General features: G+C 66.7%; 24 protein-coding genes. 13 read left to right on the top strand and 11 right to left on the bottom strand.

The genetic code is table 11. From position 1 onward, the window contains the following. Positions 1-17: 17 nt before the first annotated feature. Positions 18-737 (bottom strand): response regulator, encoded by a 720-nt coding sequence (locus E1832_RS21415; RefSeq protein WP_133361819.1) that lies wholly within the window; start codon positions 735-737, stop codon positions 18-20. Between the two features lie 163 nt (positions 738-900). Between E1832_RS21415 and mce the strand changes: the two genes are divergently transcribed. Both mce and E1832_RS21405 read left to right on the top strand, forming a co-directional pair. Continuing rightward, positions 901-1,305: a methylmalonyl-CoA epimerase gene (mce, locus tag E1832_RS21410; RefSeq protein WP_133361818.1), complete on the top strand. Its 405-nt coding sequence runs from the start codon at positions 901-903 to the stop codon at positions 1,303-1,305. A gap of 57 nt (positions 1,306-1,362) precedes the next feature. Next, entirely contained in the window at positions 1,363-1,638 is a 276-nt protein-coding gene (locus E1832_RS21405; RefSeq protein WP_133361817.1) for a DUF1467 family protein, read from the top strand. A 25-nt stretch (positions 1,639-1,663) separates the two neighbouring features. Here E1832_RS21405 and E1832_RS21400 read toward each other — a convergent pair whose 3' ends face one another. Both E1832_RS21400 and E1832_RS21395 read right to left on the bottom strand, forming a co-directional pair. Then, on the bottom strand, positions 1,664-2,356 hold the full coding sequence (locus tag E1832_RS21400; RefSeq protein ID WP_133362004.1) for an EI24 domain-containing protein: 693 nt from the start codon (positions 2,354-2,356) through the stop codon (positions 1,664-1,666). Continuing rightward, the gene (locus E1832_RS21395; RefSeq protein WP_133361816.1) at positions 2,353-2,931 is read right to left on the bottom strand and encodes a nitroreductase family protein; all 579 of its coding nucleotides are present in this window, start codon (positions 2,929-2,931) and stop codon (positions 2,353-2,355) included. The genes E1832_RS21400 and E1832_RS21395 overlap by 4 nt, the downstream gene beginning before the upstream one ends. Positions 2,932-3,150: 219 nt before the next feature. On the opposite strand from E1832_RS21395, the gene E1832_RS21390 reads away from it, so the two are divergent. Then, positions 3,151-3,360, top strand: coding sequence for a hypothetical protein (locus E1832_RS21390; protein ID WP_133361815.1), 210 nt, complete (start codon positions 3,151-3,153; stop codon positions 3,358-3,360). 47 nt (positions 3,361-3,407) lie between these two features. Beyond that, positions 3,408-3,683, top strand: coding sequence for a DUF167 domain-containing protein (locus E1832_RS21385; protein WP_133361814.1), 276 nt, complete (start codon positions 3,408-3,410; stop codon positions 3,681-3,683). 45 nt (positions 3,684-3,728) lie between these two features. Here the strand turns inward: E1832_RS21385 and E1832_RS21380 are convergent, their stop codons facing one another. Further along, positions 3,729-3,980, bottom strand: a complete 252-nt coding sequence (locus tag E1832_RS21380; protein ID WP_133361813.1) for a hypothetical protein — start codon at positions 3,978-3,980, stop codon at positions 3,729-3,731. A gap of 142 nt (positions 3,981-4,122) precedes the next feature. Here E1832_RS21380 and E1832_RS21375 point away from each other — a divergent pair, with 142 nt between their 5' ends. The 5 genes from E1832_RS21375 to E1832_RS21360 all read left to right on the top strand — a co-directional run bounded on the left by E1832_RS21375 (position 4,123) and on the right by E1832_RS21360 (position 6,190). Then, entirely contained in the window at positions 4,123-4,821 is a 699-nt protein-coding gene (locus E1832_RS21375; protein ID WP_133361812.1) for a M48 family metallopeptidase, read from the top strand. Then, complete coding sequence (locus tag E1832_RS21370; protein ID WP_133361811.1) at positions 4,818-5,195, top strand: YigZ family protein; 378 nt, start codon at positions 4,818-4,820, stop codon at positions 5,193-5,195. The genes E1832_RS21375 and E1832_RS21370 overlap by 4 nt, the downstream gene beginning before the upstream one ends. A gap of 72 nt (positions 5,196-5,267) precedes the next feature. Beyond that, positions 5,268-5,543: a DUF6455 family protein gene (locus tag E1832_RS21365; protein WP_133361810.1), complete on the top strand. Its 276-nt coding sequence runs from the start codon at positions 5,268-5,270 to the stop codon at positions 5,541-5,543. 76 nt (positions 5,544-5,619) lie between these two features. Further along, positions 5,620-5,901 (top strand): DUF6455 family protein, encoded by a 282-nt coding sequence (locus E1832_RS23040; protein WP_280960211.1) that lies wholly within the window; start codon positions 5,620-5,622, stop codon positions 5,899-5,901. Between the two features lies 1 nt (position 5,902). Next, the gene (locus E1832_RS21360; protein ID WP_245514076.1) at positions 5,903-6,190 is read left to right on the top strand and encodes a DUF6455 family protein; all 288 of its coding nucleotides are present in this window, start codon (positions 5,903-5,905) and stop codon (positions 6,188-6,190) included. Between the two features lie 35 nt (positions 6,191-6,225). Here E1832_RS21360 and E1832_RS21355 read toward each other — a convergent pair whose 3' ends face one another. Continuing rightward, positions 6,226-6,468: a CDGSH iron-sulfur domain-containing protein gene (locus E1832_RS21355; protein ID WP_133361809.1), complete on the bottom strand. Its 243-nt coding sequence runs from the start codon at positions 6,466-6,468 to the stop codon at positions 6,226-6,228. 182 nt (positions 6,469-6,650) lie between these two features. Beyond that, a complete protein-coding gene (rimO, locus tag E1832_RS21350; RefSeq protein WP_133361808.1) occupies positions 6,651-8,045 on the bottom strand; it encodes a 30S ribosomal protein S12 methylthiotransferase RimO in 1,395 nt (464 codons plus the stop codon). Between the two features lie 115 nt (positions 8,046-8,160). On the opposite strand from rimO, the gene E1832_RS21345 reads away from it, so the two are divergent. Continuing rightward, the gene (locus E1832_RS21345) at positions 8,161-10,083 is read left to right on the top strand and encodes an AsmA family protein (RefSeq protein WP_133361807.1); all 1,923 of its coding nucleotides are present in this window, start codon (positions 8,161-8,163) and stop codon (positions 10,081-10,083) included. A gap of 158 nt (positions 10,084-10,241) precedes the next feature. Here E1832_RS21345 and E1832_RS21340 read toward each other — a convergent pair whose 3' ends face one another. Genes E1832_RS21340 through E1832_RS21325 form a run of 4 tightly spaced genes read right to left on the bottom strand, consistent with a single transcriptional unit; the run spans position 10,242 to position 14,991 of the window. After that, complete coding sequence (locus E1832_RS21340) at positions 10,242-11,738, bottom strand: phosphomannomutase/phosphoglucomutase (RefSeq protein WP_133361806.1); 1,497 nt, start codon at positions 11,736-11,738, stop codon at positions 10,242-10,244. Between the two features lie 19 nt (positions 11,739-11,757). Beyond that, positions 11,758-12,591, bottom strand: a complete 834-nt coding sequence (gene kdsA / locus E1832_RS21335) for a 3-deoxy-8-phosphooctulonate synthase (protein ID WP_133361805.1) — start codon at positions 12,589-12,591, stop codon at positions 11,758-11,760. A gap of 5 nt (positions 12,592-12,596) precedes the next feature. Continuing rightward, entirely contained in the window at positions 12,597-14,354 is a 1,758-nt protein-coding gene (locus E1832_RS21330; protein WP_133361804.1) for a KpsE/RkpR family capsule polysaccharide export protein, read from the bottom strand. After that, a complete protein-coding gene (locus E1832_RS21325) occupies positions 14,332-14,991 on the bottom strand; it encodes an ABC transporter ATP-binding protein (RefSeq protein WP_133361803.1) in 660 nt (219 codons plus the stop codon). Before E1832_RS21325 ends, E1832_RS21330 begins: the two co-directional genes overlap by 23 nt. A 136-nt stretch (positions 14,992-15,127) precedes the next feature. On the opposite strand from E1832_RS21325, the gene E1832_RS22630 reads away from it, so the two are divergent. The 3 genes from E1832_RS22630 to E1832_RS21315 are packed head-to-tail and all read left to right on the top strand — an operon-like array spanning position 15,128 to position 16,681. Then, entirely contained in the window at positions 15,128-15,301 is a 174-nt protein-coding gene (locus tag E1832_RS22630; protein ID WP_165978947.1) for a hypothetical protein, read from the top strand. Then, on the top strand, positions 15,298-15,900 hold the full coding sequence (locus E1832_RS21320) for a uracil-DNA glycosylase family protein (RefSeq protein ID WP_133361802.1): 603 nt from the start codon (positions 15,298-15,300) through the stop codon (positions 15,898-15,900). The genes E1832_RS22630 and E1832_RS21320 overlap by 4 nt, the downstream gene beginning before the upstream one ends. Then, positions 15,887-16,681, top strand: a complete 795-nt coding sequence (locus E1832_RS21315) for an SseB family protein (RefSeq protein WP_133361801.1) — start codon at positions 15,887-15,889, stop codon at positions 16,679-16,681. Before E1832_RS21320 ends, E1832_RS21315 begins: the two co-directional genes overlap by 14 nt. Positions 16,682-16,797: 116 nt before the next feature. Here E1832_RS21315 and E1832_RS21310 read toward each other — a convergent pair whose 3' ends face one another. Beyond that, the gene (locus E1832_RS21310) at positions 16,798-17,553 is read right to left on the bottom strand and encodes an ABC transporter ATP-binding protein (RefSeq protein ID WP_133361800.1); all 756 of its coding nucleotides are present in this window, start codon (positions 17,551-17,553) and stop codon (positions 16,798-16,800) included. Between the last annotated feature and the right edge of the window lie 14 nt (positions 17,554-17,567).

Below are 17,567 nucleotides of genomic sequence, written 5' to 3'. Positions count from 1 at the left end.
GTTTCTCGGCGGTTGCTTTAGAGCGGCTGCGCCTCGCGCAGCCGCTGCTGAACCAGCCCGGCGATCCGCGCGGTGGGCGAGGCCAGCGGCGTGCCGCGCGCCCGCGCCCGGGCCAGTACATCGGCCGCCTCGGCGAGGCAGGCGTCGTCGGCGCTGCGGGCGACGCCGCGCAGGAACTGCGCCACATAATCCAGAATGCGCCCGTCGCCCTCCACGGTCAGGAGCTCCGCAGCATGGGCCATGTCGTCGCGGTAGGCCAGCGGATCGGGGTGGATGATCTCGGCCTCCGGCAGGCCGGTGGCCGCGGGGTGCAGGTCGGGCGGCAGCCCCCCCAGGATCTCTGCCTGGAACCGGGCGAGCGAGGTGATCGGTTTGGGCAGGAACCCGTCGGCACCGGCGGCGATGGCGGTCTCCTCGCCGAAACTGTCGCCGGACAGGCCCAGGATTGCGCCGATCCGGGGGCTGGCCTGCGCGCATTCCTCGATCAGCTCGGCACCGGAGCCGTCGGGCAGGCCAAGATCCACGATCAGCGCCGCCGGGCGATAGACCTTCAGGTGCTTGCGGGCCGAATTCAGGCTGTCGGCGCGGCGGATGCGCGCACCGCTGCGCAGGCACAGCAGCCGCAGCGCCTCGGCGGCATAGGTGCTGTCCTCGACCACCAGCACGGTCAGCCCCAACGGAACCCGGCCGCAGCCGTCCCCGGGCCGGGACAGGGTGATCTTTTTCCGATCGTCCATCACGGGGCCTCCCCTCAGGCAATCCCGTCAAATTAGGAGCGAGGGGCTAATGCGCGGTTAACGCGGTCCGGTGCCGCGTCCGCTTGCCCCGCGCCCACTTGCCCTCGCGCCGGCCAGGCCCCATAACCCGGACACCCTGATCCCAGCCGCGAGGAGACCTGCCATGATCGGACGCCTGAACCATGTAGCCATCGCCGTTCCGGATCTGGAGGCGGCATCTGCGCAATACCGCGACGCGCTGGGCGCCAGTGTGGGCGCCCCCCAGGACGAGCCCGACCATGGCGTCACCGTGGTGTTCATCGAACTGCCCAACACCAAGATCGAGCTGCTCTATCCGCTGGGCGCCGACAGCCCGATCAACGGTTTTTTGGAAAAGAACCCCTCGGGCGGCATTCATCATGTCTGCTATGAGGTCGAGGATATCATCGCTGCGCGCGACCATCTCAAGTCCACCGGCGCCCGCGTTCTGGGCAACGGAGAGCCCAAGATCGGCGCCCATGGCAAGCCGGTGCTGTTCCTGCACCCCAAGGACTTCAACGGTTGCCTGATTGAACTGGAAGAAGTCTGAACCACATAACAGCCATCGGTCCGTCATCGGACCGGCGGCCGCAAGGGAGGCCCCCCCATGTCGATCACATCCGCTTTCGTTCTTTACGCGGTCATCTGGTTCATGACCTATTTCATCGCCATCCCGATCCGGCTGAAGACGCAGGGGGATATGGGCGAGGTGATGGAGGGTACCCATGCCGGTGCGCCCGAGCATCATAACCTCAAGAAAAAGGCCTGGATCACCACCGCCGTGGCCACCGTGCTCTGGGCGGCGATCACCTGGATTATCCTGTCCGGCTGGATCTCGGTTGACGATTTCGACTGGACGAAGAGCCTGCCGCCGGTCAGCTGAACCGCCCCGCGCCGGGCGGGGCGCCTCAGCGGCGCGCCGCCACCCGGTGGAAGATATGGGTAAAGGTGGCCGCCCCCAGGATCGGGATCACAAGGTTCAGCAGCGGCACCGACAGCGGGATCGCCATCAGCGTTCCCGCGGCCCAGATGGTGCCCGCATGGCGCGCCCGCAGTTCCTTGGCGCGCTGCCGCCCCAGCCGGCGCATCGCGGCCAGGGTGAAATATTCCCGCCCCAGCAGGAACCCGTTCAGCGCCCAGAAGATGAACAGCGAGGCGGGCGGGAACAGCGCGTAGAGGATGAAGGCCAGCAGGTTGGCCCCGATCAGCACCCCGAGAAAGTTGACCGTGTCGCGCAGCGCGTCCCAGAACGGTACCCTGGGCACCGGCGGCAGGCTGGGATAGTGGCGGTCCTCCACCGCCTGGGCCACCTCGTCGAGAAACATCGAGGTGATGGCCGAGGCGACCGGGATCATCAGGAACACCGACAGCACCATCATGAAGATGAAGGACGAGAGGCTGAGCAGATCGTTCAGCCAGTGCACCTCGCCCAGCACCGGCAGGGTCGCCTCGTTCCCCACGAACACCTCGATTAGAACCAGAAAGCCCGCGTAGGCCGCCACCAGCAGCGCGAAGGTCAGGCCGATGCCGAGCAAGAGCACCCTGCGGAACCGCGGATCGCCGATCTGGCCCAGGGCGAGGAAAAACGCCTGAAAGATCACTGGCTGACCCACTCGGTGATGTCGGTCAGCTCGGGGCGGGGCCGGTCCGGCGGCGCGCTGGTTTCGGTGGCGATATGGATCAGCCCGGCGATCCGCTCATGGCCTTGCAGTCCAAGCGCGGCTTCGCAGAACCCGCGGTCATGGCTGATCCAGCCCGAAAGCCAGTTGGCCCCCCAGCCCGCCGCCAGCGCCGCGTTGAGCAGCGCCAGGCAGACGGCCCCGGCCGAATAGCTCTGTTCGATGGGCGGGATCTTGTCCGAGGGTTTCTGCACCTCGATCACCGCCACCGCCAGATGGCCCTGATCGAACTGGCCGCGGGCCTTGGCGATGTCCACCTCCGGTTTGCCAAGGGCGCGGGCGCGGGCCTCGGCCAACTCGGCCAGACGCGGCATCGCGCCCGCCTCGATCACGATGAAACGCCACGGCTCCAGCTTGCCGTGATCCGGGCTGCGGGCGGCGGCGCGCAGCAGCGGCGCCAGTTCATCGCGGCTGGGGGCGGGGGCGCGCAGCGTCTTGGCCGGCCGCGACCGGCGGCTCAGCAGAAACTCCAGCGCGGCGGGGTTCGGATCGGGCATATGTGAAACCTGTTTACATTTGTCTCCCCCAATCTCAGGGCGGGCGGGAGGAGTTTCAAGGGCAAATCCGCGCGAAAGCTGCGGCTGTTTCCAGGCCCGTTCCCGCGCCCGGCCTTCGCGCGCCATGCCTTCACGAGATTGTGCGGCGCCGCGCGGCCCTGGGGGTGATAAAACAAGACGACGGGGCGCTGTCTTGCGCGCCCGACGGACGGAGATGACATGCGCGACATCATCCTGGCGATCGGTTTGACGGTTGGTCTGGCGGCCTGCACCCCGCCGGGCGGACCCGCGCCGGAGCCTGCGCATGCCCCTGACCCCGCGCTCGGCCAGGGCGCCTTTGTCGGGGCGCCGCCGGCACCGGGCAGGACCGCCGCCGAACGTGCGGCGCGGCGCACGTATTTCAGCGGCCCGCGTGGGCATGAATTCTGACCGAGACCGCTCTGGTCCTCGCCCCCGCCCGGGCGGTATAGAGGGGCATGGCGAAACCAAAGATCCGTGATCTACCCGACCTTTCCGATCTGGCGCACCCGGGCGCCGAGATCGCCCTGCGCGTCTCCCCAAAGGCGGCGCGCACCAGCCTGACGCGTGATGGCGACACCCTGCGCGCCACGGTCACCGTGGCCCCCGAAAACGGCAAGGCCAATGCCGCCGTGCAGGCCCTGCTCGCCGCCGCGATGGGGGTCGCGCCGTCGCGGCTGGAGTTGCGCCGCGGGCAGACCGCGCGCGACAAGGTGTTTGTTTTTCTGGGCTGAGCCACCGGGGAGCGGGGTTGGCAGGCGCGTGCGTGGACCGCGGCCCTATCCGTCCTGATCGGTCGGCGCCTCGCGCAGCTGATAGACCCCCTCGGGCAGGTCCAGCGCGGCGGCCAGATCGCGCAGTTGCTCGGGCGAAAAGGTAACCATCTGCACCCGGTCGGTGCGCGGATCGAGCTGTTCGACCGTCACGCATTCGGCAAAGGCATTGATGGTCACGTCCTCCTGCAGGGGGCGTTTGCCCTCGTCGATCAGGGTGATGACCGTGGCGTCGAATTCGTGCTCGATGGTAAACATGGACAAACTGTGCCGCCGCGCGTGCGCCAATGCAAGCAGCTTTGCGCGCCGCGGCTTGGGGCGAACGCCGGGACCGGGGCTGGCGGCGCCGGGGCGCTGTGATAAGCTCGGCCCGGGTGAACCGGGAAAGAGGCCCCCTGCGATGCGACGCATTCTGATGATGTTGGCCCTGCTTTTTGTCGCGGGCTGCGCGGCCGCGCCGCCCCCCGGCACGGCGCTGCCGGAGGAGGTGCTGCGCGCCCGGCGGGCCTTTGGTCAGGTGGTCGCGGCGGTCGAGCCGGTGGCCGAGCGCGAATGCGCAAGCCGCACCAGCGATGTGAGTTGCGATTTCATCATCCGCGTCGACCCCGATCCGGGGGATCAGCCCAACGCCTTTCAGACCGTCGACAGTCGGGGGCGGCCGGTGATTCTGTTCACCGTCGCGCTGATCGACAGCACCCGCAACGCCGATGAACTGGCCTTTGTCCTTAGTCACGAGACGGCGCATCACATTCTGGGCCATCTGGATCGGCAGGCGCGTCATGCCGCCGCCGGGGCGGCCATTTTCGGCGGGCTTGCCACGCTGGACGGGGCCAGCCCCGAGGCGGTGATCCGGGCGCAGGAACTGGGCGCGGCGGTGGGCGCGCGCAGCTATTCCAAGGATTTCGAGCTGGAGGCGGATCACCTGGGCACCGTGATCGCCTATCATGCCGGGTTCGATCCGCTGCGCGGGGCCGAGTATTTCGCCCGGCTGCCCGATCCGGGGGACCGGTTCCTTGGCACCCACCCGCCGAACGCGGCGCGGGTCCGGGTGGTGCAGCAAACCATGCGCGTCCTGCAGGGGCCGGGGCTGGCGGGATGAGCGGACCCGCGCTGACCCGCCTCGGCGTGGTCCTGAGCGATCGCGGCTCGCGCTATGCGGTCAGCGGTGCGCCAGTGCAATGCCGGGCCGAGATCGACGCCGTCCTGGCCGCGCTCAAGATCGACCGCGCCTATGCCAGGGCCACTCACAATACCTGGGCCGCGCTGTTGCCGACCGGCGCGCTCAAGGCCGACGACGGCGAGGCGGGCGCCGGTATGGTGATCCTGCGGATGCTGGAGCGGGCCGGGCTGGACAATCACCTGATTGTTGTAACCCGCTGGTATGGCGGCAAGAAACTGGGCGGCGACAGGTTCCGCCGGGTCCAGGATGCGGTGCGTGCCTATCTGGAGCAAACCGGGCTTTCCGACGGTTGACTTGTGTCAAAGGGCCGGGGTGGCGTTTTTGCTAGGCTGTTGTGGTGAACACCGGCCAAGGAGGGCTTCGGGATGCAAGACCGCGAAACGCTCAAACACCACGCCGCGCTGTTGGACCGGATGGCCGGCGCGCTGGGCATTGATCTGGAAGAGGCCGCGCTGTCGGGGCGGCTGACGGTTGATGAGATCTCGGATGCGGTGCTGCGCTGCACCGGCTGCGCCGGTCCGGCGCACTGCACCTCCTGGCTGGCGATGCGGGTCGGGGCACGGGCCGCCCCCGGATATTGCCGCAATCGCGATCTGATGGCCCGCCTGCGTGCCGCCGCGCCCGAAGCAGGGCGGCTGTGACGCAGGTTTTATTCAGGAGCTGCGATCCCGGGAGCGCGCCTGCGCACCGTATGGGTCCGGAAACAGGAGATGAACGATGGCAGTGTTGGGGCGACTCATGGACCATGTCCGGCTGATCGAACGTATGGCCATGGCCACCGGAACGGATCTGGTCGGCGCCTATGAGGCCGGCGCGCTCAGCCAGGCGGACTGGGCCGCGATGGTGCGAACCTGCCGCGGCTGCGCTTGGGCCGGGAACTGTGGTGCTTGGCTCGACCGTCACGAAACTGTCCCCTGTGCCCCTGCGAGCTGTCCGAACCGGCAGCCTTTCAGGGACTTGCGGTCCCGCACCCCGGCGCGCGCGGAAGGAGGAAAGTAAGATGGATGGTGGATGTCAAACCGAAGAGATGGAGGCGATGGATCGCCATTTCTGGCTGACCCGGTCGGTCGCGCGGGTGGCGGGGGTCAACTTGGCCCGTGCCATGGCCGCGGGTCACCTGAAACCGGCGCAATACAATGACATGATCGCCCGGTGCCAGAGTTGCGACCGCCGCGGGACGTGCGAGGTCTGGCTGGCGACACAGACCGACTGGCCGGCGCTGCCGCCCGCCTATTGCGCCCATGCGCCGATCCTCGACGAGCTGCGCCAGATCCAGCGCCCGCACTGAGCGGCGGGCGCTAATTTCCGTTCAGCCTCAGATGGTTAAAGTTTCGAGTGGGTTCCGTCGCAAAACGGCTGGCCGGAGGTGGCCTTGCAGCCGCAAAAGAAGGCCTTGCGGTCTTCTTCGGCAGTGAATTTCACCGGGCTGAGGCCGGTGTCCTTGTGGCTGCCGTCGCAGAAGGGCTGTTTCGCACTGAGCCCGCAGGCGCACCAGAAATAGGTTTTTCCGGCTTCGACCTCGACGGGGTAGGGGGCTTTTTGCGCGATCTTGGGCACGTCGGTCATTTCTGGCTCCTGTCCGGTGGCTGATCGAAGGCTGCCGCCCGGTCCCCCGCGCGTCAATGCGCAGCGCCGCACATCATCGGTGCGCGAGGGGAGTTTACGGATCCCGGGACGAATTGGGGAAGATCTGCCAAATTGTTGGCTTTTGAGTATCCAAGGGGTCCAGCCTGTGGATAACCCTGCGTCTATCGTTTCAAAATTCGGCCCCACAGATCATACTCTCCGGCCTCGTCCACCTCGACAGTGACGATATCCCCGGCGGCCAGCCCCTCGAAACCCTCGTCGATGAAAAGATTGCCGTCGATCTCCGGCGCGTCGGATTTGGTGCGGCAGGTGGCGGCCTCACCGTCCACCTCGTCGACGATCACCTCGCAGGTGGTGCCCACTTTGGCGGCGAGTTTGGCTGCCGAGATGGCCTGCGCCTTTTCCATGAAGCGGTCCCAACGCTCCTGCTTGATCTCGTCCGGGACATGGTCGGGCAATTCGTTCGACCGGGCACCGGCGACATTTTCGTATTGAAAACAACCCACCCGGTCCAGTTGCGCCTCGTCCATCCAGTCCAGAAGGGTCTGGAATTCCGCCTCCGTCTCGCCGGGATAGCCGACGATGAAGGTCGAGCGCAGGGTGATGTCCGGGCAGATCGCGCGCCAGGCGGCAATCTCGTCCAGCGTCCTGGCCGCCGCCGCCGGCCGCGCCATGCGCTTGAGCGTATCGGGATGGGCGTGCTGGAACGGGATGTCCAGATAGGGCAGCAGACCGTTGTCCGGGTCAGCCATCAGCGGGATCAACTCGCGCACATGCGGATAGGGATAGACGTAATGCAGCCGGACCCAGGCGCCGAGTTGCCCCAGTTCGCGCGACAGATCGGTGATGTGGCTGCGGACCTCGCGGTTTTTCCACAGGTTGGAATCATACTTTCGATCCAGCCCGTAAGCACTTGTATCCTGTGAGATAACCAGCAGTTCCCGAACCCCGGCCTCGACCAGCTTCTCGGCTTCGCGCAGCACCGCATGCGCCGGGCGCGATTGCAGCCGCCCGCGCATGTCGGGGATGATGCAGAACCTGCACTTGTGATTGCAGCCCTCGGAGATCTTCACATAGCTGAAATGGCGCGGCGTCAGCTTCACCCCCGCCGCCGGCAGAAGGTCGACGAAGGGGTCAGGGTCGGGCGGCACCGCGGCGTGGACCGCGTCCAGCACCTGCTCGTATTGATGCGGGCCGGTCACCGCCAGGATGCGAGGGTGGTGTTCGCGGATATAGTCGGGCTCGGCGCCCAGGCAGCCGGTGACGATCACCTTGCCGTTTTCGCGCAGCGCCTCGCCGATGGCCTCCAGCGATTCCGCCTTGGCGCTGTCGAGAAAACCGCAGGTGTTCACGATCACCGCGTCGGCGCCCTGGTAATCGGGCGACACGCCATAGCCCTCGGCGCGCAGCCGGGTCAGGATCCGCTCGCTGTCCACCAGCGCCTTGGGACAGCCCAGCGACACCATGCCGATATTGGGCTGGCCGGCGCGGGGGCGGTCGCCTAGGCGGGCTTTGGGGGCGAGGTCGGGGCGCAGATTGGGCGGATTGGATGTCATTGAGCGCATATAAAGGCGCGCGCGCGCCCTGCAAAGGGGGCAAAACGCGTCGGCGCGATTGCACCACGCGGCGCAGGGGGTAAGCTGGGCGCAAGAGCGGGCAGGGGGCAAGGCGATGAAATGGATCTTTCGCATCATCGGGATCGTGGTGGCGGCGGCGGCCCTGGCTGTGGTGGGGGTTCTGTTCCTGCCGTCCGAGCGCATCGCGCAGATCGCCGCCGACCAGATCGAGGCGCAGACCGGGCGCGCGGTGCGTATCGAAGGCGGCGTCAGGGTCTCACTCTGGCCGGTGTTGGGGGCCGAGACCGGACCGGTGACGCTGGCCAATGCGGACTGGGCCGGCGCGGAGCCGCTGTTGCGGGCCGACGGGCTGGCCATCGGGGTGGACGCGCGGGCGCTGATCGGCGGCACCATGCGGGTGACGCGGATCGTGGCGCGGCAGCCGGTGCTGAACCTGACCACCCGCGCCGACGGGCTGGGCAACTGGGTCTTTGCCAACGCGGCGGCGGCCGGCACAGGGGGCACTGCGGGAACTGAGGGCAATGCTGCCGCCCCGGTTACGCTGGACCGGCTGGAGCTGACTGGTGCGCGGCTGTTTTATTCCGATGCCGGGGCGGCACCGGTGACGCTGGGGCCGCTCGACCTGAATCTGGACTGGCCGCAGGGGCAGGACGCGGCGGATCTGACGGCGCGGCTCAGCCAGAACGGCGCTGTGATCGAGCTTTCGGCGCGGATCGGCGCGATGCAGGGGCTGCTGGCGGGCAAGGTGGTGCCGCTGACGGCGAGCGCCGCTGTGGGCAAGGCCAGGCTGGGCTTTGACGGTCGGGCCAGCATCGCGGGCGATGCCGCCGGCCGCGTCACCGCCGAAAGCCCGGACACCGCCGCGCTGATGGCGGCCCTCGGACTGGGCGCGGTGGATCTGCCCAAGGGGGCGGGCCGATCGGCCGGATTGTCGGCCGAGGCCACCTTTACCACCGATGGCCGTCTGTCGTTGCGCGACATGACGCTTGTGCTGGACCAGAACCGGATCACCGGGGCGGCCGACGTGACGCTGGCCGCAACGCCGACGGTGATCGCCGAGCTTTCGGCCGGGGCGCTGGATCTGTCGGCGCTGGGCGGGGCCGGCGGATCGGGCGGCGGCGGTGCGGAGGCCGGATGGTCCACGGCCCCGATCGACGCCGGCGCGCTGGGACTGTTCGACGGTTCGGTCAGGCTGAGCGCGCAGGGCATCGACACCGGCTCGATCAGGCTGGGGCCGACCGAGGCGAGCCTGACGCTGGAGCGCTCGCGCGCGGTGCTCAAGCTGCAGCCGGCCACGATCTTTGGCGGCAGCCTGCGCGGCCAGTTGGTTGCCAACGGACGCAAGGGGCTTTCGCTGCGCGGCGATCTGAAGGCCGAAAATGTGGATATGACCGCGCTGCTCCGCGATCTGGCGGGAATCGAGCGGCTGTCGGGCAAGGGGACGGCCAGTGTGGAGTTTCTGGGCTCTGGCGCCTCGATGGATGCGATCATGCGCAGCCTTTCCGGCCAGGGCAACCTCTCGGTCGGGCGCGGCGTGATCTCGGGCATCGATCTGGACAAGCTGTTCCGCTCGGGCGCGGTGACCGGCGGCACCACGGTGTTCGACAGCCTGACCGCAAGCTACCGGATCGAGGGCGGCAATCTGCGCAACGAGGATCTGCTGTTGCTGCTCTCCAGCTTCAAGGTTGCAGGTTCGGGGCGCATCGGGATCGGCGCCCGCGATCTGGACTATCTGATCACGCCGACCGCCTTCGAGGGCACGGACAGCGCCGGGCTTCAGGTCCCGATGCGCGTCACCGGCCCGTGGTCCAACCCGCGCTTTCGCCCCGATCTGGACGCCGCCAGCAAGGCGCGGCTGGAGGAACAGAAGGACAAGCTGGAGCAGAGGGCAAAGGAAAAGCTGCAGGAAAAGCTGAACCTGACCATCGAGGATGGCCAGAACGCCGAGGAGGCGATCAAGGACCGGTTGGAGGATGAGGCGGCGAAACAGCTCAAGAAGCTGTTGGGCGGGAACTGAGGCGGCGGGGAACGCGCCTTGCGGCGCGCGTGCCTGCGGCGCGACTATTTTTGAAGAGAAGGAGGCGGCTGGCCTTCGTTTCTTCTCTGTTCAAATGCTCAATTCAAGAGGATTGATCCGGGCGCGCCGATCGGGTGTCGGGCGCCCGGCCGGCAGGGTCAGATCCGCTGGTCGTAATCGCCGACCGAGGGCTCGGAGCGGATCACCGTGTCGATATCGGTGAAGATGGCGCGCATCTCTTCCTCGCTCTCGGCGCTTTCGCAGACCACGACAAGGTTCGGGGTGTTGGAGCTTGCCCGCACCAACCCCCAGGAGCCGTTGTCGAGGATCACCCGCGCGCCGTTCACCGTCACCACCTCCTTGATGGCGCGACCGGCGACGGTCTCGCCCGCCTCGGCCTTGGCGACCAGTTTCTGCACCAGCCGCTCCAGCACATCGTATTTCTCGGTGTCGGCGCAATAGGGCGACATGGTCGGGGTCGACCAGGTTTTCGGCAGCGCCTTGCGCAGGTCCGACATCGACTTGTCGGGGTTGCGCTCCATCAGCTTGCAGATCTCGACCGCCACCCGCATGCCGCAGTCATAGCCGCGCCCGATCGGCTCGGCGAGGAAGTAGTGGCCGGATTTCTCGAACCCCGCCAGCGCGCCGATCTCCTTGACACGGCGCTTCATGTGGGAATGCCCGGTTTTCCAGTAATCCGCCTTGACGCCGTACTTTTTCAGCTCCGGGTCCGAGGCGAACAGCCCGGTGGATTTCACATCCGCGACAAAGGTCGAATTGGGATAAAGCTTGGCCAGGTCGCGGGCCATGATCACGCCCACCTTGTCGGCAAAGATCTCTTCGCCCTCGTCATCGACCACGCCGCAGCGGTCGCCGTCGCCGTCGAAACCCAGCGCCAGGTCGGCGCCGGTCGACAGCACGGTCTCGGCCATGTCGTGCAGCATGTGCATGTCTTCGGGGTTCGGGTTGTAGTTGGGGAAGGTGTAGTCGAGGTCGTTGTGGCTGGGCACCACCTCGACGCCGATGCGCTCGAACAGCTCGGGCGCAAAGGCGCTGGCGGTGCCGTTGCCGGTGGCGCAGACGACCTTGAGCTTGCGGGTCATTCTGAAATCGCCGACGAGATCGTCGAGATAGGCCTCTTTCACGCCCTCGACGAATTCATAGCCGCCGCCGGGCGCCTGCGCGCCATGGCCCGACAGAACGATCTCTTTCAGTTCGGCCATCTCGTCGGGGCCATGGGTCAGCGGCCGCTCAAAGCCCATCTTGACCCCGGTCCAGCCGTTCGGGTTGTGGCTGGCGGTGACCATGGCGACGGCGGGCACATCCAGATGAAACTGCGCAAAATAGGCCATGGGCGAGACCGCCGGGCCGATATCCTTGACGTGGATGCCCGCCTGCATCAGCCCCAGGACCAGCGCGTTCTTGATCGCGAGCGAATAGTCGCGGTAATCGTTGCCCACCGCGATTTCCGGCCTGATGCCGCGGCGGCGCATCTGGGTGCCCAGCCCCAGGCCCAGGGCGGTGACGCCGGGCAGGTTGATCTCTTCGGGGTATTTCCAGCGCGCATCGTATTCACGGAACCCCGTGGGCGTGATCATCGGCAGCTTCAGAAAATCCCAGGTATTGGGTGTCACTTCGAAAAGCGGACGGGTCATAGCGTCATGTCCTTAAATCTCAGATTTCAATCGGGTTGGCCTTGGCCAGCGCATCAAAGCGCATCAGTGTGTCGATCAGTGCGCCCATCTGGTCCAGCGGGATCATGTTGGGCCCGTCCGAGGGGGCGCTGTCGGGATCCTCATGGGTTTCGATAAACACCGCGGCGACGCCCACGGCCACCGCGGCGCGGGCCATGACGGGGGCAAATTCGCGCTGCCCGCCCGACGCGCCGCCGAGGCCGCCGGGCTGCTGCACAGAATGGGTGGCATCCATCACGACCGGATAACCGGTTCTGGCCATCTGCGGCAGGGCGCGCATATCGGCGACCAGGGTGTTGTACCCGAAGGAGGTGCCGCGCTCGGTCAGCAGGATGCGGCGATTGCCGGTCGCCTCGATCTTGGCGATTACATTGGCCATGTCCCAGGGCGCCAGGAACTGGCCCTTTTTCACGTTCACCGCCGCGCCGGTCTCGCCGGCGGCAAGCAGCAGGTCGGTCTGGCGGCACAGAAAGGCGGGGATCTGAAGGATGTCCACCGCCTGGGCGGCGGCGGCGCATTGGTCCGGCGCGTGCACATCGGTGAGGGTCGGCACGCCGATGGCGGTCCCCACCTCGTTCAGCACCCGGAGCCCGGCGTCGATGCCGAGTCCCCGCTTGCCGGTGAGCGAGGTGCGGTTTGCCTTGTCGTAGGAGGCCTTGAACACATACTGCGCGCCGGCGGCATCGCAGATCTCTTTCATCCGGCCGGCGATCATCTGGGCATGGTCGCGGGTTTCGAGCTGGCAGGGGCCGGCGATCACGGTCAGCGGCCGGTCATTGCCGATCGTCAGGCCGGCGACGTCTACATGTTTCATAAGGGCTATGAGGTTACCTGTTCGCGGAGAATCGAAGCGGTCAGCGAGATCAGCAGGTAGATACCGGAAAAGATCAGGAATGCCAAAATCGTATTCTCGAACTTGCGGGGATAGCTGGGATCCTCGCTCGCCACCGGCTGGACCGAGGTGGTCAGATAGCGCACCTGGCGATTGGCCTCCATCCGGGTCTGTTCCACCTGTTGCAAGGCTGATTGCAACATCATGTCGCGGGTGGCCAGATCGGCCTGGGCCATCTGGATGCGCACGGAAAGCTGCGCCAGCGAGTTTTCGCCCTTGGAGGCGTCGACCATCTTGGCATTCAGCCGGTTCAGCAGCGCCTCAAGCCGGCGCACATCGCCCTGCGCGCCCTCGACCTTGGCCTTGTTGGGGCGCGGGTTGTCCATCAGCGCCGCCAGCTCAAGCTGTTTTTGCTGAAGCTGAACCTCGATATTGTTGATCTGTCCGCGCAGCGCAATGATCACCCCTTCGGGGTCCAGAATGGCGCCCTGCTGCTGCAGCGATACCAGCGCCTCCTGCGCCTTGCGCCGTTCTTCCTGTGCGCTTTCAAAACCTTTCATCGCATCGCGCATCTGGTCCGACCGTTTCTGTTCGCTCAGGTGGTTCACCCGCTCCTCGGCATAGGACAGCAGGCTGCTGGCGAAATCGGCGCTGACCCCGGGTTCGGCGGCGATCACCTCCATGCGGATCACCCCCTCGGTGGGATCGAACCCGATCTTCACGAACCGCGAGTACAGCTTGTAGGCCTGTTCGTTGGTGGGGGAATCGGGCAGGCGCTGGATCGGGTCGATCCAGTCCTGTGCGAAATGCCCCTTGAACCCCTCATCCCGGTCCAGCCGCAGCATCGCGTCCTTGGATTGCAGGTAGGATTGCACCGCAATGGAATCCTGACTGGTGGCGAATTGCGTCCCGCTCAGCAGACTGCCCAGCCCCATGCCACCGCCGGTATTGTCGGCCTTGAGGATCAGGAATTCCGACTTGGTCGCGTACATCGGCGTGGCAATGACATAGAAATACCAACCGACCACCGCCGTCGGCAGCAGCACGAAGAACAGCAGCCGCGTCATCAGCAGCAGCGATTTCTTGCGCCGGCGGCGGCCGATGTCGCGCTGGATCGCGGTGATCTCCTGCTCGCGTTCCTCAGCCGGGCTCAGCTCGGTCGAGGGCAGCGTCTCACGATCACCGGGCACGGTCTGCGGCAGCTGGACGCGCTCCCGGCGGCCGCCGGCCTGCTCTTCGGCATTGCTGTTGGGCACCACCAGTTCCAGCATGTTCGAGCGTTGGAACGGGTCGATCCCCTGTTGCCGCAGCAACCGAACCGCATCGAAATCGGAAGTGGCCGGCAGGTTGTGTTTCTGCGCCACGCGGCGCGCCATGCGCAGCTGGCGGCCGGTCAGCCCCTCGCGGCGGATGGCGTCGATGTCGTTTTCCGAGCTGACTTCGCGGGCCGAGGAAACCTCGCCGCTGCGCTCCGCGGGCCGGGCGGGGGCCTCTTGCGGCGCGGCGGCGGCGCTGCGCGGCTGGCGGGCGGCGCGGATCGTCTCGGCCGAGGGGCCGGCGGGCTGGGCTGCGGTCATCTCGGTCTCCTCATGGCCCGAGGCGACGACGCGCGGACGCAGCCGCTCCGTCGCGGGGGGCGGCGTGGCGTCGTTCCCGGCGCTCTCGGCGGCCGGCGCGGCGGCGCCCTGGGTCGGCGCGGCGTTGCGCCGGATGCGGAATTTCTTAGCCTTGGGTTTCGTAGTCATAGAGCTGCTTTGCCTCTTCCAAGGTATCGAACATGTGCAGTTTACCGTTTAGCAGAACCGCCGCCGAACGGACGAATTTCTCCAACGTGGCCGGCTGGTGCGACACCATCACGATGGTGGTCGTGCGCAGCCGCTCTTTCAGGATGGATCCCGCCTTGCGGTTGAATTCCACATCCGTGGTGCTCGGCATGCCCTCGTCGATCAGGTAGATGTCAAAATCCAGCGCCAGCATCAGCGCAAAAGAAAACCGGGCCCGCATGCCGGCGGAATAGGTTCCGATCGGCTGGTCGAAATATTCGCCGAGCCCGCAGAGCCAGCGGCAATAGGCCTCTACATAGTCGGGATCCATGCTGTAGAGCTTGGCAATATAGCGGCAGTTTTCCATCGCCGAAACCCGGCTGACCACCCCGCCCATGAACCCCAGCGGAAACGAGATCTTGCAGTTGCGCCGCACCTCACCCTCGTCGGGTTTTTCCAGCCCGGCCATCATGTTGATCAGCGTGGTCTTGCCGGTGCCGTTGGGCGCCAGAATGCCCAGCGACCGGCCCACATCCACCCGGAATGAAACCCGGTCGAGGATCACCTTGCGACGGGTGCCGGTCCAGTAGGATTTGCTGACATTGTCAAATTCAAGCATTCTAAAGTCCGGTGCTGTGGATGCAGCCGCACGGGTCCCTGTATCTTTTTCGTTCTGGCTTTTGCTCTTGCCCGTCCTCCTTAACAGAGGCGTCTTGACGGATTACATCTGGAATTAGGCCACATTATGTCGAAACATGAAACAAATTGCCATCAAGATTGAGGCCGAAATGGGGCGGACGCCGCTGTGGTGCAGTACTGTGGGCGCCTGCGGTCGATTGCCGGACCGGGTGGGGTATCGGATGACTGTTGCCGGTTCGGAAACGCGCGGTGAGGGTTTGTTTACCATGACGGGTACGGAAAGCCGATGACGGCGGCGCCGGATCTGCTGCGGGACATCGCGGCCTGTCGCCTCTGTGCCGACCGGTTTGCCGCGACTGCGACGGCGCATGCCCCCCGTCCGGTGGTCTGGTTTCGCCCCAGCGCCCGCATCCTGATCGCCGGCCAGGCACCCGGCGCGCGGGTTCATGCCTCCGGGCGGCCCTTCACCGATCCTTCGGGCGACCGGCTGCGGGACTGGCTGGGCATGGACGCGGCGGCCTTCTACGATCTGGACCGGGTGGCGGTGGTGCCGATGGCTTTTTGTTTCCCGGGCTACAACGATCGCAAGGCGGATCTGCCGCCGCCGCCGATCTGCGCGCGCACCTGGCACGCGCGGGTGATGGCCGCCTTGGAAAGGGTGGAGCTGACGGTTCTGGTCGGGGGCCATGCGCATCGCTGGCACCTGGGGACAAGGACGCCGGTGACCGGGACGGTGGCGGGCTGGCGCGCCCATGCGCCGCGCGTCTTTCCCTTGCCTCATCCGTCCTGGCGCAATACCGCATGGCTGAAGAAAAACCCCTGGTTCGAGGCCGACCTGCTGCCGGTTCTGCGCGCGAGGGTACGAGAGGTGCTGAATGACAAAGGCTGAAACGCCGATCGACCTCGCCCATGCGGCGATGGAGGGCGGACCCGAGGATGCCGCAGCGCGGCTGCGGTTCTATGAACGCGTGGCGGATGGCGAGCTTTACCTGCTGCTGACCGAAGAGGCGCAGGGCGAGAATATCACGCCCGAATTGTTCACGCTCGAGGCGGGCCGCTTTGTCCTGGCCTTCGACCGCGAGGACCGGCTGGCCCAGTTCGCCGGCCGTCCGGTGCCCTATGTGGCGTTGTCCGGCAGGGTGCTGGCGCAGATGCTGGCGGGGCAGGGGATTGGGCTGGGCCTCAATCTCGACGTGGCGCCTTCGGCGATCCTGATCCCCCCCGACGCGGTCGACTGGCTGCACACGACGCTGGGCCACGCCCCGGAGGAGACCGAGGCGCGCTTTGCCGAGTTCACGGCGCCCGCCGGCCTGCCCGAAGCGCTGATCCGGGCGCTTGACGCCAAACTGGCGACGGCGGCGGGGCTGGCGCAGGCGGCCTTTCTGGTCGGCACCGTCGACGCGGCGGGCGGGCGCGGGCATCTGCTGGGGTTCGTCGATGCCATCGAGGCGGCGCAGGGCGCGCTGGCCAAGGCCGCGGGCGAGGCGCTGACCTTTTCCGGGATCGAGGCCGGGGCGATGGACGTGGGCTTTTTCGCCGGTGACGCGGCGGTGACCGCCAAGCTGGCGGCGGTCGGTCTGCGTTTCGACCTGCCGCAGCCGCAGATGCCCGAGCGGATCGCGCCAGCCGCCCCGGGCCGCGACCCGGACAAGCCGCCGATCCTGCGATAGGGCGCGCTCGGCGACCTTGGCCAAGACGCATCTGACAAGAAAACGGCCAGCTCGCAGGAGCCGGCCGCAGGCGGTCTGCATCGGCGCGATCGGCCGGTGCGGACGGGGAAATTCGTTCAGATCGCCAGGTATTCGGAGCGCAGCTCGGCGTTTTCCAGCACCTCGGCGGCGGTGCCGTCGAACACGATGGAGCCGGTATCAAGGATGATGGCGCGGTCGGCCAGTTGCAGCGCGCGCACCGCGTTCTGTTCGACCAGAATCGTGGTGATGCCCTGCTCCTTGATGATGCGGAGGGTTTTCTCGATCTCATCCACGATCACCGGCGCCAGCCCTTCATAGGGTTCGTCCAGCAACAGCACCTTGAGGTCGCGGGCCAGCGCCCGGGCGATGGCCAGCATCTGCTGTTCCCCGCCCGAGAGCGTCACGCCCTCCTGCTTGCGGCGTTCGCCGAGGCGCGGGAACAATTCGTAAAGCCGTTCGAGCGACCAGCCGACCGGCGGCGCGATCTGGGCCAGTTGCAGGTTCTCCTCGACCGTCAGGCCGGGGATGATGCGCCGGTCCTCGGGCACCAGACCCAGCCCGACGCTGGCCGCCTCGTGCGAGGACATCTTGTGCAGCGGCTGGTGATCCAGCCAGATCTCGCCGTGGGTCACCTGCGGGCTGCCGGTGCGCGCGATGGCGCGCAGGGTCGAGGTCTTGCCGGCGCCGTTGCGGCCCAGCAGCGCCAGAATCTCGCCCTCGTGCACGTTGAAATTGACGCCCTGCACGATATAGCTCTCGCCATAATAGGCATGCATGTCCCAGACCGAGAGAAAGGCGGGCGCGGTTTCGGCGTGATTGGCGTGCTTGGAAAAATCCGGTTTGACGTTCATCGTTTCGTTCCTTT

This window comes from Antarcticimicrobium luteum (genome assembly GCF_004358185.1).
Lineage (GTDB): Bacteria > Pseudomonadota > Alphaproteobacteria > Rhodobacterales > Rhodobacteraceae > Antarcticimicrobium > Antarcticimicrobium luteum.
Note: the sequence above shows the minus strand (reverse complement) of the source record. Positions and strands in the feature narration are given on the sequence as shown.

What these genes read in the sequence shown, in the direction of transcription:
- E1832_RS21415 (WP_133361819.1), bottom strand. Translation starts at nt 737, where the DNA reads ATGGACGATCGGAAAAAGATCACCCTGTCCCGGCCCGGGGACGGCTGC.
- mce (WP_133361818.1), top strand. Translation starts at nt 901, where the DNA reads ATGATCGGACGCCTGAACCATGTAGCCATCGCCGTTCCGGATCTGGAG.
- E1832_RS21405 (WP_133361817.1), top strand. Translation starts at nt 1,363, where the DNA reads ATGTCGATCACATCCGCTTTCGTTCTTTACGCGGTCATCTGGTTCATG.
- E1832_RS21395 (WP_133361816.1), bottom strand. Translation starts at nt 2,931, where the DNA reads ATGCCCGATCCGAACCCCGCCGCGCTGGAGTTTCTGCTGAGCCGCCGG.
- E1832_RS21390 (WP_133361815.1), top strand. Translation starts at nt 3,151, where the DNA reads ATGCGCGACATCATCCTGGCGATCGGTTTGACGGTTGGTCTGGCGGCC.
- E1832_RS21385 (WP_133361814.1), top strand. Translation starts at nt 3,408, where the DNA reads ATGGCGAAACCAAAGATCCGTGATCTACCCGACCTTTCCGATCTGGCG.
- E1832_RS21380 (WP_133361813.1), bottom strand. Translation starts at nt 3,980, where the DNA reads ATGTTTACCATCGAGCACGAATTCGACGCCACGGTCATCACCCTGATC.
- E1832_RS21375 (WP_133361812.1), top strand. Translation starts at nt 4,123, where the DNA reads ATGCGACGCATTCTGATGATGTTGGCCCTGCTTTTTGTCGCGGGCTGC.
- E1832_RS21370 (WP_133361811.1), top strand. Translation starts at nt 4,818, where the DNA reads ATGAGCGGACCCGCGCTGACCCGCCTCGGCGTGGTCCTGAGCGATCGC.
- E1832_RS21365 (WP_133361810.1), top strand. Translation starts at nt 5,268, where the DNA reads ATGCAAGACCGCGAAACGCTCAAACACCACGCCGCGCTGTTGGACCGG.
- E1832_RS23040 (WP_280960211.1), top strand. Translation starts at nt 5,620, where the DNA reads ATGGCAGTGTTGGGGCGACTCATGGACCATGTCCGGCTGATCGAACGT.
- E1832_RS21360 (WP_245514076.1), top strand. Translation starts at nt 5,903, where the DNA reads ATGGATGGTGGATGTCAAACCGAAGAGATGGAGGCGATGGATCGCCAT.
- E1832_RS21355 (WP_133361809.1), bottom strand. Translation starts at nt 6,468, where the DNA reads ATGACCGACGTGCCCAAGATCGCGCAAAAAGCCCCCTACCCCGTCGAG.
- rimO (WP_133361808.1), bottom strand. Translation starts at nt 8,045, where the DNA reads ATGACATCCAATCCGCCCAATCTGCGCCCCGACCTCGCCCCCAAAGCC.
- E1832_RS21345 (WP_133361807.1), top strand. Translation starts at nt 8,161, where the DNA reads ATGAAATGGATCTTTCGCATCATCGGGATCGTGGTGGCGGCGGCGGCC.
- E1832_RS21340 (WP_133361806.1), bottom strand. Translation starts at nt 11,738, where the DNA reads ATGACCCGTCCGCTTTTCGAAGTGACACCCAATACCTGGGATTTTCTG.
- kdsA (WP_133361805.1), bottom strand. Translation starts at nt 12,591, where the DNA reads ATGAAACATGTAGACGTCGCCGGCCTGACGATCGGCAATGACCGGCCG.
- E1832_RS21330 (WP_133361804.1), bottom strand. Translation starts at nt 14,354, where the DNA reads ATGACTACGAAACCCAAGGCTAAGAAATTCCGCATCCGGCGCAACGCC.
- E1832_RS21325 (WP_133361803.1), bottom strand. Translation starts at nt 14,991, where the DNA reads ATGCTTGAATTTGACAATGTCAGCAAATCCTACTGGACCGGCACCCGT.
- E1832_RS22630 (WP_165978947.1), top strand. Translation starts at nt 15,128, where the DNA reads ATGAAACAAATTGCCATCAAGATTGAGGCCGAAATGGGGCGGACGCCG.
- E1832_RS21320 (WP_133361802.1), top strand. Translation starts at nt 15,298, where the DNA reads ATGACGGCGGCGCCGGATCTGCTGCGGGACATCGCGGCCTGTCGCCTC.
- E1832_RS21315 (WP_133361801.1), top strand. Translation starts at nt 15,887, where the DNA reads ATGACAAAGGCTGAAACGCCGATCGACCTCGCCCATGCGGCGATGGAG.
- E1832_RS21310 (WP_133361800.1), bottom strand. Translation starts at nt 17,553, where the DNA reads ATGAACGTCAAACCGGATTTTTCCAAGCACGCCAATCACGCCGAAACC.